This window comes from Enterobacter sp. CRENT-193, from assembly GCF_002787395.1.
Taxonomy (GTDB): Bacteria; Pseudomonadota; Gammaproteobacteria; order Enterobacterales; family Enterobacteriaceae; genus Enterobacter; species Enterobacter hormaechei_C.
This window is the reverse complement of the sequence record NZ_CP024812.1, coordinates 2,871,616-2,885,782: the sequence shown is the minus strand read 5'-3', so window position 1 is coordinate 2,885,782 and position 14,167 is coordinate 2,871,616. Positions and strand designations below refer to the sequence as shown.

The 14,167-nt window shown below is 58.7% G+C and carries 11 protein-coding genes; all 11 read right to left on the bottom strand.

Annotation, left to right across the window (positions count from 1 at the left end; genetic code table 11):
• Window positions 1-6: 6 nt before the first annotated feature.
• The 11 genes from CU081_RS14405 to CU081_RS14355 all read right to left on the bottom strand — a co-directional run bounded on the left by CU081_RS14405 (window position 7) and on the right by CU081_RS14355 (window position 14,158).
• A complete protein-coding gene (locus CU081_RS14405) occupies window positions 7-1,965 on the bottom strand; it encodes a type VI secretion system Vgr family protein (protein ID WP_039268923.1) in 1,959 nt (652 codons plus the stop codon).
• Window positions 1,966-2,048: 83 nt separating this feature from the next.
• The gene (locus CU081_RS14400) at window positions 2,049-2,465 is read right to left on the bottom strand and encodes a hypothetical protein (RefSeq protein ID WP_224743066.1); all 417 of its coding nucleotides are present in this window, start codon (window positions 2,463-2,465) and stop codon (window positions 2,049-2,051) included.
• A 52-nt stretch (window positions 2,466-2,517) separates the two neighbouring features.
• Window positions 2,518-3,279 (bottom strand): ankyrin repeat domain-containing protein, encoded by a 762-nt coding sequence (locus CU081_RS14395; protein WP_022651403.1) that lies wholly within the window; start codon window positions 3,277-3,279, stop codon window positions 2,518-2,520.
• Window positions 3,276-4,742 carry a hypothetical protein gene (locus CU081_RS14390; protein ID WP_003859977.1) on the bottom strand — a complete coding sequence of 489 codons (1,467 nt, stop codon included), beginning with the start codon at window positions 4,740-4,742 and terminating at the stop codon, window positions 3,276-3,278. Before CU081_RS14390 ends, CU081_RS14395 begins: the two co-directional genes overlap by 4 nt.
• A gap of 25 nt (window positions 4,743-4,767) precedes the next feature.
• Window positions 4,768-6,201: a serine/threonine protein kinase gene (locus CU081_RS14385; protein WP_022651404.1), complete on the bottom strand. Its 1,434-nt coding sequence runs from the start codon at window positions 6,199-6,201 to the stop codon at window positions 4,768-4,770.
• A gap of 24 nt (window positions 6,202-6,225) precedes the next feature.
• A complete protein-coding gene (gene tssH, locus CU081_RS14380; RefSeq protein ID WP_058663715.1) occupies window positions 6,226-8,841 on the bottom strand; it encodes a type VI secretion system ATPase TssH in 2,616 nt (871 codons plus the stop codon).
• Window positions 8,842-8,879: 38 nt separating this feature from the next.
• Window positions 8,880-9,923, bottom strand: a complete 1,044-nt coding sequence (gene tssG / locus CU081_RS14375; RefSeq protein ID WP_022651406.1) for a type VI secretion system baseplate subunit TssG — start codon at window positions 9,921-9,923, stop codon at window positions 8,880-8,882.
• Window positions 9,920-11,791 carry a type VI secretion system baseplate subunit TssF gene (gene tssF, locus CU081_RS14370; protein WP_032645722.1) on the bottom strand — a complete coding sequence of 624 codons (1,872 nt, stop codon included), beginning with the start codon at window positions 11,789-11,791 and terminating at the stop codon, window positions 9,920-9,922. Before tssF ends, tssG begins: the two co-directional genes overlap by 4 nt.
• A 2-nt stretch (window positions 11,792-11,793) precedes the next feature.
• The gene (gene tssE / locus CU081_RS14365) at window positions 11,794-12,357 is read right to left on the bottom strand and encodes a type VI secretion system baseplate subunit TssE (protein WP_003859970.1); all 564 of its coding nucleotides are present in this window, start codon (window positions 12,355-12,357) and stop codon (window positions 11,794-11,796) included.
• On the bottom strand, window positions 12,350-13,162 hold the full coding sequence (locus CU081_RS14360) for a type VI secretion system accessory protein TagJ (protein WP_022651408.1): 813 nt from the start codon (window positions 13,160-13,162) through the stop codon (window positions 12,350-12,352). The genes tssE and CU081_RS14360 overlap by 8 nt, the downstream gene beginning before the upstream one ends.
• A gap of 9 nt (window positions 13,163-13,171) precedes the next feature.
• Entirely contained in the window at window positions 13,172-14,158 is a 987-nt protein-coding gene (locus CU081_RS14355) for a hypothetical protein (protein ID WP_022651409.1), read from the bottom strand.
• Window positions 14,159-14,167 lie beyond the last annotated feature (9 nt).

Here is a 14,167-nt window from a genome sequence, read left to right as displayed (position 1 = left end):
CGCAGATTAACTGTTAACTTTTACAATCGCGCCCTTAATATCGGTAAGGTTAGTTCCCGTTATACTCACCGTATCATTTGCCTTGAGCTCGGTATTGATCCCATCACCTAGTTTTGTAAGCTCATCACCTTTGAAGATGGCTTGTTCCACAGCCTCTGCTTTGAGGTTGCCTTGGCCTACGTGAATCTCAATGGTATCCGGGGCGATCAGAATATAGTTGTCTTTAACTTTGAGTTTAATCGTGTTCACAGATTCCAGCAGCGCGTTACCTTCTTTATCCATGGTCAAGACGGTTTGATCTTTCCCAACGTTTATAACGTGCTTGTTACCAATATTATGCGTTTCATTATTACCTACATCTGATTTCAGGTTCCGCTTAATCGAAATATTCTCATCCTGTCCGATGGTTTTTCTACGATCGACACCGACATCATGAGTTTCAGAATTTTCAATATCCGTATCCATATTTTTCTCTGCATGGATCCAGATCTGCTCGTGCCCGGCTTTATCTTCAAAACGAAGAATATTGGCATTGTCTTTATGGCCATCTTTGCTGCGGCTATAAAAGCCCATCTGCGTCGCCGCAGCCGGCAGCGCCCACGGCGGCATGCTCGCGTCGTTGTACACGCGACCGGTAATGATCGGACGGTCCGGGTCGCCGTTGATAAAGTCCACCACCACCTCATCGCCCACGCGCGGGATCTGCACCCCGCCGTAGCCCTGGCCCGCCCAGGCGCTCGACACACGCACCCAGCAGGAGCTGGTGTCATCGCCCTTCGCCAGACGGTCCCAGTGGAACTTCACCTTCACGCGGCCATATTTGTCCGTCCAGATACTCTCCCCCTGCGGCCCCACCACTTTCGCCGTCTGCGGGCCGTAGGTCCGCGGCCACGCCGTGCTCTGCGCCGGACGGTAGGACACCGACGCCGGGATAACGGTGAAATCGGTGCGGTGAATGGTCTCCCCCTCACCGCTCGCGTAGCGGTTCTCCTCGAAGTAGTAACCCGCCGCCGTCACCAGATACTCGCCGTTATCGCTGAAGAACGGCGCGTTGGTGAGGGTAAAAATGTGGCCCGGCGCAATGCCCGCCGCCGTGGCCGTCGCCTGAATCTGCTGATGCTCCACCTGCCAGCGCTCCTGACGGATGCGGGCGTAGAACTCCGCATGCCCTGTCTCCACAAAGCGACCCGGCCAGTCGTACACGTCGATGCTGCCCGGTTTCGGTGACGCCGGGTTCTGCTGGGCCTGGAACAGCCACGCGTTCGGCTTGCGGAAGTCATAGTCGTCGAGGCTGTAAATCCCCGGCGTCACGCTGTCCTCCAGCGCCCACTGGCTGATGCCCTCTTCGTCCGTACTGCCGCCGGACGGCGTCTGGTGGTAAGGTATAACCTCATAGCCGCTGAACGGCTGATACTGCGTGGCGGCGTCGGTGAGCACCAGGGTGTGCTTGTCCGCCTCATGGTGGAAGTGATACGCAATCCCCTCCAGCTCCATCAGGCGGCTGATGAAGTCCAGGCTCGACTCCTGATACTGCACGCAGTAGTCCCACACGCGGTAGCTGTCGGTGAGTTTGTCCTCGAGGTTAACCTGATGCTCACCCAGCAGGGTTTTGACAATCTGCGGTACCGTCTGGCCCTGGAAGATACGCAGGTTGCGGTCGCGCTTCATCGGCCACAGGTCCGGCTCCACCATCAGCTGGTACACCGCGTAGCGGGTGCCCGTCAGCTCAACGGCGCTCACCGCCACGCGCGTCACCTTGCCGTTGATAAAGCGGGGAGTAAGCAGGCTCTGCGTGGGGATGGTCACTGTGACTGGCTGACCGAGCAGCCTGCTGCGGTCAATGCGCGCATCCGTGCCGAGCAGGGTCAGCGTCAGCGCGAACGACTCGGACATCGCCTCGCGGCCGGAGAGTTTCCAGAAGAGCAGCCCCTCAACCGGGAGCTGGACGGTAATTCGGTTGAGCATAATCTTTATTCCGTAATGGTTTATGCTGAGAATATTTTTAACGCAAGGCTTTTTAAACGTGAATGTTCTGGTTATTGGCCGTCTTACTCTTTAACCGGGGGCCTTTCCCCTTCATATTTATAAATCCACAGGGAATAGATTTTCAGAAACTCTGACAAAATGAATAAAAATCCATTTAGCCAGACATTCATCACGCCCGTGAAACTTAACACCAGGGGAAAAAGGGAAACTGAGTAGCGAAACCCAACCAGACGCAGTATTTCCTGGTAGAGTGCCAGTCTGCTCGCGTATAAATTCCGGGCGAAGAAGCACCATGCTGAGGCAATAAAAGAGAGCAACAACAAGAAATCGAGAATAAAGAAAAGAATAACCAGAGCGCTATACCCACCAGCAGACAGCGTGTTCACAACCGTACTGAAGGCGTGTATATCAGAAATAAAAGGGATCTTGTCATGCCGCACGGACTGGGCACAATAGAAGACAACGGCCAGGGCATCCATGCATCCCCAGAAAACGAAAACCTTATCTCTGGCGTTCATGACAGTTGAGCAATCACTTAACCGGCGCGGGTGGCCATTCGCCCCCCTTCTGGATGAGCTTCTCTTTTATTTCGTTTAATTTCTCGTATTGCTCACTGCCTCGCTCAAGTCCATTAAGCGCGTCCGCGAGCGCATTGCTCATCGACCAGCCATTTTTGGCCTTAATTGACGGATCCGCTCCACGATCGAGCAGCAACAAGACATGATCGTAAGCCTGGTTATCCAGCGCATCAAACACCAGCGTTTTACCCAGTGAGTTGGTTGAGTTGACGTCAGCACCGCGATCGAGCATGGCTTCCAGCGTCTCTGTATTTTTCGCTTTTAGCGACTGGAAGATGATGGGTTCGTGGAAAACCTTATCTTTCACGTTGGGTGAGAGGCCACCGTCCAGCATCGCGTCGATCCAGTCCGCACTGTCTCCCTTTAGGGCAAATTCGGCAGGACTGCTTTTTCCCTGCGGTCGAGGCTGGAGCGGATCTGCGCCAGCCTTAACAAGCAACATAATCACCTTTAAATGGGGCGATGTCTTTTTATCATTAATCGCGTTGCCGATGGCCCAAAAAAGCAGGGTCATATCCTGCTTTCCCGGTTTATTAAGATCGCTGTCTGGTGCAAGCGTCTTCACCGCGTCGACATCGCCTTCTTCAATCGCTTTCGCCAGTTCAAGCTGCTGACCGCTGAAGTAGTCCTGTGGATTAAGGTCCATATCCTGCTTACACCCCTGAATCATGAATAAAAAACATAACGCGACAAAAGCCTTCAACCCTTTTTTCACAATCGACTCCCGATTATCGAAATATCCTCATCCTTCTGTTGCTCTATGCAATCAATCGCCTGATTAATCCCGTGGCGGTCCAGCGCACTTCCGGTTCCACCGGGAAGGTCATGGGGTATTCCGGCAGCATTAGGGCTCAGCGCAGAGATTTCCTCTTTGAGGATCCACGAAGGGACATGCCCTTTCATCGTTTTCAGATCTTCCCAGGGGTTAACTTCCTGAATCTTCGTCAGCAGTTCACCTTCAACCCGATACGCCTGGATATTATCCGTACTGCCTAATATCTTACCGCCGTATTTTTCTACGGTTCCGGCATTGAGGCCGGCGGCGTTAAACGTCCACCCCGCTTTCCCGCTGCCCATAGAGGTTGCAGAGGCGAGACCACCGCCAAGGGAATGACCGGCAATATCAATATTCTGGCCTGACCTTGCCAGCTCCTTACCGATACTCACGGCCTTTTTATAATAATCTGAAGCCATACCCATGCCCTGTGAGAAGTTGTTCGACCAGTCAGCCCCGTTTACCACCGGCGCCAGTTCCCCTTTGGTCAGTAGAGAGGAGACATTCTCAGACAGAGAGGCGAAGCCAGGCTCGCGCGATCCCCTGAATACCAGCGTGGGGTTCATATCTGCACCAAACACTTCCGGCTTCGGTTGATAGACGCGCGCCAGAAAATTGGGGGACGTATCATCGTCAAAGAGCATGGATTTGTTCAGCCCGAACTTTCCTAACAGCGCATCGTCATTACTGATATCCGTCCATCCCTCCGGCACGCCCGGTGTGGTTTCCAGCGGGTTCACGGTCTTATAAATATTTTCCGCAAGCTTCGCTTTTTCCACCGCGATATTATTCGCCGCCAGACGTTTCGCGGCGATCTGGGCATCCGGATAAAGGCTATTGCTCCCCTTCGCGATCAGATCTTTACGCGCCTGCCAGCGTTCTGCTTTGGTCATCTTCTGTAGCTGCCCGGCATAGGTTTTACCGTCCTTGCCCGGAGTAGGTTCATCCGGCACCTGTGCCGTTTTAGATTTCACCACCTGTTTTGGCAGTACCGTTGGCGCAGGGCGAGATCCGTACGTTCTAACCATGGTTTCGTAGCGGTCAACAATCGTACTCACCGGATACCAGCCCAGGCCGACCAGCGAGGCAGCCTGGAGTTGCCCTTTGGCGTTGATATAAAAAATTTCCGTTACTGATGACCAGTCACGAAAACTTTCGTCAATGGCAACCACTCTGCCCATCTCTAAATCCTGCGCGATCAGCGTACGGGTATCGCGCCCGGACTGATATGGATTCGCACCGGTGATCGTGCGCAGCAGATCGTAGCGCGTGAAGAGTGAGCGCAGCGAATGGTCGGGAACCGACATAATCCACTGTCCGGCAACGGACGGGCGGATTATTTTCGCAAACAGCGCTGGCGAGACGTTCTCGTGGAACAGATAGACAAACTTGATGTTATACATTCGCTCCGTCCTGTTACCCGCAGGCTTACGGATTCACCAGCCAGGTGCCTGGCTTCGCAATATCCAGCGTCTGGGTACGCGTTCTTCCATTGCCTTCCAGTTCAATGCGGGTCTCGCCCGCAGGCAATTTCAGCGATGCATAACCGTTATTCCCCGGACGCAGCGCTTTAGACTCGCCGTTCACCTTCAGCGTCTCGCCATCAAGCATGCGGATGTAGACCAGCGCGACCGGGCTGGCGTCGACAGGCGGCGCACTCTGCTGCGCCGTAGCAGGTGGCGCTACCGGCTCGCTCACGTCTGCCGTTGCCGGTCTGGTTTCCGATTGGGATGAGGTCTCAGCCGGAGGGCTCACGGCAGGGGTTTGCGCCGTCTGCTCTGGCGTTTCCTGACTGCCGCCGCCGAACAGCATCGCACCGGCAACCACCCCAACCAGCACGCCCGCGGCCACCAGCCCCGGAAGCTTGTAACGTCGCCAGTCCAGCGCGGAAGCAGATGCCTCCTCTTCCACCGGCACCAGCATCGTGCCGGTCTTCTTCGCGGTCAGCACCTCGTCGATACCGGCGACGGGCATCTCGATCAGCGCCGCGAACTCCTCAATGGATTGCGGACGGTCTTCCATATGCAGCGCCAGCGCCTTGTCGATGGCCTGTAGCAGCGGGATGGAATAGCCCTGCGGCATCAGCTCCACCAGCGGTTTGCAGGTGTCCTGAATCGAGCGCACCACGCTGACCGGCGGCGGAGAGCCGACGATGAGGGTGCGCAATACGGCGCCGAGCGCGTAGATATCCGTCCACGGCCCCTGCTCGCTTTCATTGTCGTCGGTATACTGCTCGATAGGCGCGAAGCCCGGACGCAGCATGGTTTCCGTCTCATCCGAGAGATTACCGATGGTGCGGCGCGCCGATCCGAAATCGAGCAGCACCGGCAGGCCGTTATCCTGAATCTGAATGTTATCCAGCGAGATGTCGCGGTGCAGGTAGCCCTCATCGTGGATCGTTTTGATGGCGCCGAAGAGCATTGGCAGCATGCGGCGGATCCACGCCTCGTTAATCAGCTCCGGTTTCTCTTCGCGCAGACGCGACAGCGTGGTACCGCTGTAAAACAGCGTCCCCATATAGGCCGTGTCGTTTTGCACCCAGAAACGCAGTACGTGCAGCAGGTTCGGGTGGTTAAAGCGCGCCAGCAGGCGGGCTTCCTGGATGAAGCTGTTCAGACCGGCAGAAAACGCTTTGCCGAAGCGCTCGCTGCGCAGCACCAGCGTCATATCCTCGCCGCGCACGGCGAGGGAGGAAGGCATAAATTCTTTGATAGCGATAGTGCGTTCGAGCTGGTGATCCCAGGCGCGATAGACGATGCCGAATCCGCCGCCGCCAATCACCTCTTTTATCTCAAACTCATTGAAACGGTACCCGACCGGGAGCGCGTTTGGGACAGTCCGATTGTTATCATTATCCGTCATCTTTTACAGTTCTCTTGATGATTATTACGCGGCAAACTGACAGTGGAACTCGCCCTGCTCGCAGGTGACATGCAGACGTCGGTACTGCTGGTCGCTGCGGCTGGCGGTAAGTAAAATCTGGCTCATCTGAGGCAGCAACGTATTGGTCAGAATCGCATCCACCATACGCCCGCCCGACTCAACCTCGGTACAGCGCTGAACAATCTGTTCGACCACGCTGTCGTCAAATTCAGAAATAATGTTGTGATTCTCTTCCAGACGACGCTGAATGCGCCTGAGCTGAAGACGCACAATCTGCCCCAGCATCTCGTCGCTGAGCGGGTAGTACGGCACCACCAGCAGACGGCCCAGCAGCGCCGGTGGGAACACCTCCAGCAGCGGCTGGCGCAGCGCGCCGCTTAAGGCCTCAGGCTCCGGCATGAGGTCCGGATCGGCGCACATGGCGCTAATCAGCTCGGTGCCGACGTTGGAGGTCAGAATAATAATGGTGTTGCGGAAATCAATATGGCGCCCCTCGCCGTCTTCCATCCAGCCTTTGTCGAAGACCTGGAAGAAGATCTCGTGGACGTCCGGGTGCGCTTTCTCAATTTCGTCCAGCAGCACGACGCTGTATGGACGGCGACGGACGGCCTCGGTTAATACCCCGCCTTCACCATACCCTACGTACCCCGGAGGCGCACCTTTTAAGGTGGAGACGGTGTGCGCTTCCTGGAACTCGCTCATGTTGATGGTGATGACGTTCTGCTCGCCGCCGTACAGGGATTCGGCGAGCGCCAGCGCGGTTTCGGTTTTACCCACGCCGGATGGCCCGCAGAGCATGAATACGCCGACCGGTTTGTTCGGATCGTCAAGCTTCGCCCGCGAGGTTTTTACCCGACGGGCAATCAGATCCAGACCGTGACGCTGACCAATAACCCGCTGGTTCAGCGTGTCGGCCAGTTTCAGCACCGCGTCAATCTCATTTTTCACCATCCGGCCCAGCGGGATCCCGGTCCAGTCTGAGACCACCGCAGCCACCACGTTCTCATCCACCGCGGCAAACAGCAGCGGTTCGTCACTCTGTAAGATCTTCAGCGCCTGCTGCTGTTCTGCCAGCTGGCCGCGCAGTTCAGCCGTATCCTCATCTCCCGCCGCAAACAGCGCGGCACGCAGACGGATAATCTCCTGCACCCGCGTGCGCTCTTCTTCCCAGCGACGGGCCAGAGCTTCGCGTTGGGTTTCGAATGCGTCACGTTCGGCGGTTAAGGTCGCCACACGCGCCGGATCGCCCGCCCCCACGCGCGCTTCGCGTTCAGCAATCTCCAGCTCCACGTCCAGGGCCGCCAGGTGACGCAGACAGTCTTCCAGCTGAGCAGGCGGCGCGCTCTGGCTGACGGCCACGCGCGCGCAGGCGGTATCCAGCAGCGCCACCGCTTTATCCGGTAGCTGACGCGCAGGGATATAGCGATGCGACAGTTTCACCGCCGCGCTGACCGCTTCGTCGAGGAGTAAAACCTGATGATGGGTTTCCAGCGGCGACACGGTGCTACGCAGCATCAGTACGGCTTTCGCTTCATCCGGCTCGTGAACCTGTACGGTCTGGAAGCGGCGGGTCAGCGCAGGATCTTTCTCAATGTATTTTTTGTATTCCGCCCAGGTGGTCGCGCCGATGGTGCGCAGTTGCCCGCGCGCCAGGGCTGGCTTGAGCAGGTTAGCGGCATCGCCGGTGCCCTGCTGTCCGCCTGCGCCAATCAGGGTGTGGATCTCATCGATAAACAGAATAATTGGCGTGGCGCTGGACTGCACCTCGTTAATCAGCGCCTGGAGGCGCGCCTCAAATTCCCCTTTCATGCCCGCTCCGGCCTGAAGCATGCCGATATCCAGCAGCCACAGCTGAACGTTTTGCAGCGGCTCCGGCACGTCGCCGTCGGCGATACGCAGCGCCAGCCCTTCCACCACTGCGGTTTTCCCGACGCCGGCTTCCCCGGTCAGCAGGGGGTTGTTCTGCCGACGACGCATCAGGATATCGACCATCTGGCGGATCTCTTCATCGCGCCCCACCACCGGGTCAATCTTGCCTTCCCGGGCGCGCGCCGTCAGATCCTGACCATACTGCGCCAGCGTGCCCTGCGCAGCCGGTACTGCCCCGGCAGGCGCGTCCGCAGCGGCGGCGGCCTGCTGGCTCTCTTTGCTGCTGGCGCAAATGGCGTCGAACTGCTCGACCAGCACCTCAACGTTAAGACGGGTGAACTGCGCCGAAATACTTTTCAGCACGTTAGCCAGATTCCACGTTTTCAATATGCCGATCAGCAAATGGCCGCCGCGGATGCGGCTGACGCCAAACTTCAGCGAGCCGTAGACCCAGGCGCGCTCGACGGCGCTGTCGATATGCTCGGAAAGATCAGACACGGAACTCGCGCCACGCGGCAGGGCATCCAGCGCCGCCACGATATCGCGCGTCAGCTGCTGTTCATCAAGGGCGAAGTGACGGATGACCTGTTGCAGATCGCCATCCTGCTGCTGCATCAGCTGATGCAGCCAGTGCACCAGCTCAACGTACGGGTTGCCGCGCAGCTTACAGAAGGCAGTCGCGCTTTCCAGAGAGGTAAATAACAGCGTATCCAGTTTGCCGAAAAGCACGGCACGGCTAATTTCTGACATGTTAGTTTCCATTAACAATGATTCGGTATACGGAAGGATTATCGCTCTGCGCGATACACCAGATCGCCACGCGGAACAGGCTGAGGCTGAAGGCCGAGCCAGGTGTTGTACCCTAATCGCCCGGCGCTACCGAGCGTGGCGCCCTGCACCGCATCGGCGCGCAGGATCACCCGTGTTTCCCATTCAAATTCCACCCCGGCGTACTGTCGCACCCAGTCGCGCAGCTCGGTGACCCATCCTTCGCCCGGCAGAAAACGGTTGTAGTCGTCTGCGCTCAACGGGCCAATCTCGAGCCGGAATTTATGCTGCACGTCGCGTACCGCAATGCCGAGAAAAGCGGACTCTCCCATGCGCGGCAGGCGACGCCCCTCACCCAGCTGTGCCTGCTCCCGCGTTGAGAGCGGCATCCACTGCGGGACGTTGGCCACCAGCCTGACCGGCACGTTGAAATAGTTGCGCAGGATTTTCTCCAGCCCTTCCGGGTCCCGCCCGTGGCGGGTCAGGTGCCCGGCGTGAGTAAAGCGGGCATGCGCGCTCAGGCTGCCTTTCGACATCTGGGCAGGCTGCCCCATGCCAATCAGCGATGCCAGATACCCTTCGAAGCGCCTGTTGTCGTCGCGATCCAGTGAAACGGCAGGCTGCGCGTCCGCCCAGGCGCGGTAGAACAGCAGCGTCAGGCGGTGGTGAAAGAGGTCGGCAAACGCGCTGAGGCTGTGATCCTGATGATGATGAATACGCTCGCGGGCATACTCAGTCATGTGCACCGGCAGTGGGCCGTTAGGACCAAACAGGCCGAAGCTCAGAATGGAAACCTCATGCAGTCCGTTCTCTTCCCGCTGCCGGACCTCAGCAACCGTTGACGGCGCAAAGCCCATTGAAGGCTGCTGACCAATACGCAGCGGCTCAAATTTAGGCAGCGGCGCGCGTCCCAGCGGGTAACGCTCGCCGCCCTGGGCATCAATGCGTCTTAACAGCTGGAACAGATCGTAGCGCCACGGCGTCTCGCGCACTCCGCGCCAGAACGCATCGGGCAGCGGCGTCAGGCGATGCACGCGCAGCGTTGCAGGGGCAACTTCACTCATACCAGCGCCCTTTTACCCATACGCGGCGCCCAGTAGCCGATTTCGCCGCGCTGCTGGCTCTTGAGCGTGAACTCCGTAAAGCTGTTGATGGAGACCAGGCGGGCAAAAAGGCGTTCCAGCACGCTGCCGAAAAGCCACGGGCTGGCGCCGGAAAAGGCACGTTCGTCCACCGTCAGGGTGATGCCGATCCCGCGGGCGAACACCACCGGGCCGGGTTCCGGCACGCGGCGGTGCACCGGCTCCAGCACGCAGTGACGAACGCCATCCACCTGACGGGCAACCGGCGTCTCGGCGAGGTTGGCGTACAGCCCTAACAGCTGACGCAGCGCGGCAGCGCCCTCTTCGTTTTCGCTGTCCATCAGGCTAAGGTAGTTCATTTGCAGCTGGCTGATGAGCCGCCAGGTGCTGAACCCTTCGGCCAGTGCCGGACGCGGCGGCGTCGGGCCTTTACGCAGGGTTAACGCCTTCACCGGCATGGAGTCGGCCATAATAAACTGCCCAAGCTCCTGCTGGAGCATCAGCGGCAGGTCACGGCTGGTGCACAGCACCTCGGCGGAGATATAGCGCAGGTTTTCCTGCCACGGCGCGTGCTGCGCATCCACCAGCGAGACGAAGACCTCCGAGCCGATATAGCCCGTGCGGGTGCCATAGCGCAGCGCGTGTTCGGAGAGAACGCGCTGCTCACGGCGCAGGGAAAAATAGGCGCCGTAGTTGCCCGCGTCCCCGCTCCAGGTACTCCAGAACGGACGAAACGTCTGGTCGTCCCGCTGACCATCCGCGCTGGCATAGATTTTTTTCACGGCATAAATTTCATAATCCAGCGGGCGGATGTTATCCACCACCAGGTGGTATTCATGCTGGCTTTCGCTCAGCTTCTGCCGGGCCGCCACTTTCGGGAACAGGTTGATCACCGGCGTGCAGTGCAGCGCCAGGTGGCTGGCATCCACCACGCGCTCCAGCTGATCGTCGCTCTTGTCGAGCAGAATGAAGATATCAAACGCTTTTTCGTCTTCGCAGCGCTGGATCAACTTGCCCAGCCCGCTCAGGCTGATGAAACGAAAACGCGCCGGGAACGCGAAGTACTCCTGCAACAGGCGATAGCCGTCAAAGTTACGCAGATCGTCCGGGAGCAGGGCCTGGTCCGCATCAAAACCTTCCTGACGCAGGGCGTCAGACGACAGCAGCTGGCGCTGGGGCTGCTTGCTGACCGTCTGGCAGACGATGCCCGCGTGGTGCTCCATCACCAGCTCCAGCAGCTTCAGCGCCTCGATGTCCGGGCCGCTTAAGAAGAACTCCAGGCGGTCAAAATCCAGGTGCCCGAGATGCTGCGGGCCATCGCAGGCAACGCGGACCCGTAAGGCGCTGCTGATCCCCCGCTGACTCAGGGCGAGCTGGGCCAGCGGCAGATCGGCGGGAACGCCGCCCAGCTCGATCCGCTCAATTTTTAACGGCAGCAGGTTCACCTCGTGCGCCGTGGTATAGCTGCACGTAACGCCGGTTTTTTTCAGCGCCAGGCTGTCCATCATGGTACCGCGCGGCACAATAAAGCCTTTGCTCAGGTCGCCCCGGCTGCTGTCGGGCTGAATTTCAGCGATCGCCATCGACGGCGTAGGCGCCAGATAATTTGGCGCAATCATCTCCAGCATACGCTGTGAAAAGCGCGGGAATTCGGCGTCCATTTTCATCTGCACGCGGGAGGTCAGGAAAGCGAAACCTTCCATCAGGCGCTCAATGTACGGGTCCGCCACTTCGATGCCGCGCATGCCGAGCCGCCCCGCCACTTTCGGGTAGCGTTCGGCAAACTCCGCGCCCATCTCGCGCAGATAGGCCAGTTCACGGTTGTAATATTCGAGCAGTTTGCTTTCCATCATTACCCCGCATCTTTCAGTTCAAAATGGCCGTTTTCCAGATCGACGTCGGTGCGAAAGAGAAACTCCAGCGGATACGGCACACACCACAGGCGGCCTTTGATTTCGATAGACAGAACGTTGTGCAGATCTAACGAGGAGGTATCGGACACGCAGCGAACCTGAAGCCCCTGCGGCAGGATCCGCGGTTCAAAGTTAATAATCGCTTCGGTGAGCTTGCGCTGAATGTCGTGCCATTCGATATCAGACATTCTTTTCCCCGCCAGCGGCGCGACGCCGAAGTTAACGACGGAACGGCTCACCTGCGTCAGCCCGCTCAGATCGCTGGAGGCATCGTGGTTGATGGTATTAAACAACCACTGTAAATCCCGCAGGACGTTACGACGCAGCGCGGCGTGGGTAATCAGATTGCTGTTGGCGGACTCGCGTTTTTTTTCCGGATCGTTATCCGTCAGGCGATCCAGCAGTGAGGGCTGCATTTTGTCGCGCGCCCCCACTTTCTCCTGCCTGCTGCGGGCCTGCCAGCCGCTGCGCAGCAGATCGCCTTCGCCAGCGGTATTACTCATCCGCACCATCCGAGGTAAATGTCACCAGGCTCAGGGTAAGCAGCGGGCTTTCGCTTTGCTCGCTCAGCCAGGCTTTCTGCCCCATGCCTTCATACAGGACACCGTCGTCGTCGAGCGGGAGCCACTCGGTGGTGCGCCCCAGTCTAACGCTATCGGAAGCGCCGTCAGCAAACGGATAACGCGCCGGTATCTGACACACCTGCTCGGTGCCGTCCGTGAGGCGGACCAGCGCATGACGCCACACCAGATCGGTCACGCTGGCCGGAGCCTGAAAACGGATCGCATCGATGGCGCAGAACGGCACCCAGAAATAGCGGCCATTGACCAGGGTTTCACACACCGGCCCAAGACGGGCATCGCCGTCCATCAGCCATTCAAAGGTGTGGCTCTTTTCATTCTCCAGCGTGACCTGCCCGCGGCTTGCCGGGGCCTGTTCGAGTGCCTCCAGGCGCAGCGTTTGCGCTTGCCCAGCGCGTTCGGTCAGCGCCTGGGCTAACGTCGACAGCCACGGCCACTGCGCCTTGGGCATTGCCGGTCGCGCCTCTCCCGCGAACACGCGCGCCCGCTGCTGTTCACCCTGAATGGCCTGCTCCAGCAGCGTTACGGTTGGTTTTGCCTGCGGCTTCAGCGCCAGCCAGCTCTTCAGCTGGGTCAGGGCGCGCGCCCAGTTGCCGCTGAGGCTCAGAAACTGCACAAACGCGGCGCGCAGATCGGCATCCGCCGGACGAGCTTTGATTTCGGCTTCCAGGCGAAGCAGCGCGTCGCTAATCGACTCACCCGCCAGACGTTGATAAAGCGTATTCATAGCCTCTCCTTAATTCGCCGCGCGCCAGGCGCCCACTGCCGGATCGCGAAGCTGCGGACGCAGCGTGTCAATCAGAACAACGTTCAGCTCCGCGCCCGGTGCAACCCATGCGCTCCAGATCTTCTTCACCTCTGCGATACGCGCCTGGAGTCTGGCGTCGTCGCTGGCGATCTCACGGGTGATTTCCACCGCCACCGTGCCGTTGCTCTTCCAGCCGTTCAGAGTGCTGTCGTACGGCAGGATCATCCAGCTCTGGTCGCTGTTCGGGGTGCTGAAGACCATGCGCTCTTTGTTAACGGAGGTGATCAGCGCCTTTTCAGGATCGACCGCGTTGTTCAGTCCCATCACCGGGAAGCCGTGAATGTAGGTGACCGGAATCGCTTTCTGCGTCCCGTTACGATTTTGCGTCACCACGGTGTGGCCGCTGAGCCAGCTACCGTTGCCGCAGCGGGTGGTGTCGGAATCCGGAATAAACAGCGCCGGCGCGGAGGAACCGCCCTCCCAGAAGGTGCGCAGGTGGCAACCGTCCTGAAGGGTGAACTCCTGCCATGGCGTACGATCTGCCGCCACGGTGTGCGTCTCCGGATTCTGGTCAGGCGGCAGCAGCGCGCCTGAGGTGGTGGTCGTTGCCGCCGCCGTTTCCTGCTGTTTCACCACCAGCGCCCAGTCCTGCGCTTTAGCCGCTGTGCCCCGGGCAAGCGTCGTGCCTTCCGGATCGTTAAGCGTCCAGTTCAGGGTATTCAGCTTGCTGCACTGGTGCTCCAGCAGCGAGCCAAGGCGCGGCACGAAGTTTTCCAGCACCGAAACCTCTTTCTTGCCGTTCGCCACGATACGCAGCGCCACGTCCGCCTTACACCAGCTTTGCGGCGTATTGTCTTTAATGTTGTCGATCCAGATATCCAGCTTCTGCGCAGGAGACTGCACGATGCGGAAGTTTTCAGCCTGTGCGGTGGTCGCCACCGTCAGAAGAGCCAAACCCGATAGCCAAAGTTTCATATCAATCCT

Coding starts and splice junctions, on each gene's coding strand:
- tssG (WP_022651406.1), bottom strand. CDS start 9,923: ATGAGTGAAGTTGCCCCTGCAACGCTGCGCGTGCATCGCCTGACGCCG.
- CU081_RS14390 (WP_003859977.1), bottom strand. CDS start 4,742: ATGTATAACATCAAGTTTGTCTATCTGTTCCACGAGAACGTCTCGCCA.
- CU081_RS14385 (WP_022651404.1), bottom strand. CDS start 6,201: ATGACGGATAATGATAACAATCGGACTGTCCCAAACGCGCTCCCGGTC.
- CU081_RS14360 (WP_022651408.1), bottom strand. CDS start 13,162: ATGAATACGCTTTATCAACGTCTGGCGGGTGAGTCGATTAGCGACGCG.
- tssH (WP_058663715.1), bottom strand. CDS start 8,841: ATGTCAGAAATTAGCCGTGCCGTGCTTTTCGGCAAACTGGATACGCTG.
- CU081_RS14405 (WP_039268923.1), bottom strand. CDS start 1,965: ATGCTCAACCGAATTACCGTCCAGCTCCCGGTTGAGGGGCTGCTCTTC.
- tssF (WP_032645722.1), bottom strand. CDS start 11,791: ATGGAAAGCAAACTGCTCGAATATTACAACCGTGAACTGGCCTATCTG.
- CU081_RS14355 (WP_022651409.1), bottom strand. CDS start 14,158: ATGAAACTTTGGCTATCGGGTTTGGCTCTTCTGACGGTGGCGACCACC.
- CU081_RS14400 (WP_224743066.1), bottom strand. CDS start 2,465: ATGGATGCCCTGGCCGTTGTCTTCTATTGTGCCCAGTCCGTGCGGCAT.
- tssE (WP_003859970.1), bottom strand. CDS start 12,357: ATGAGTAATACCGCTGGCGAAGGCGATCTGCTGCGCAGCGGCTGGCAG.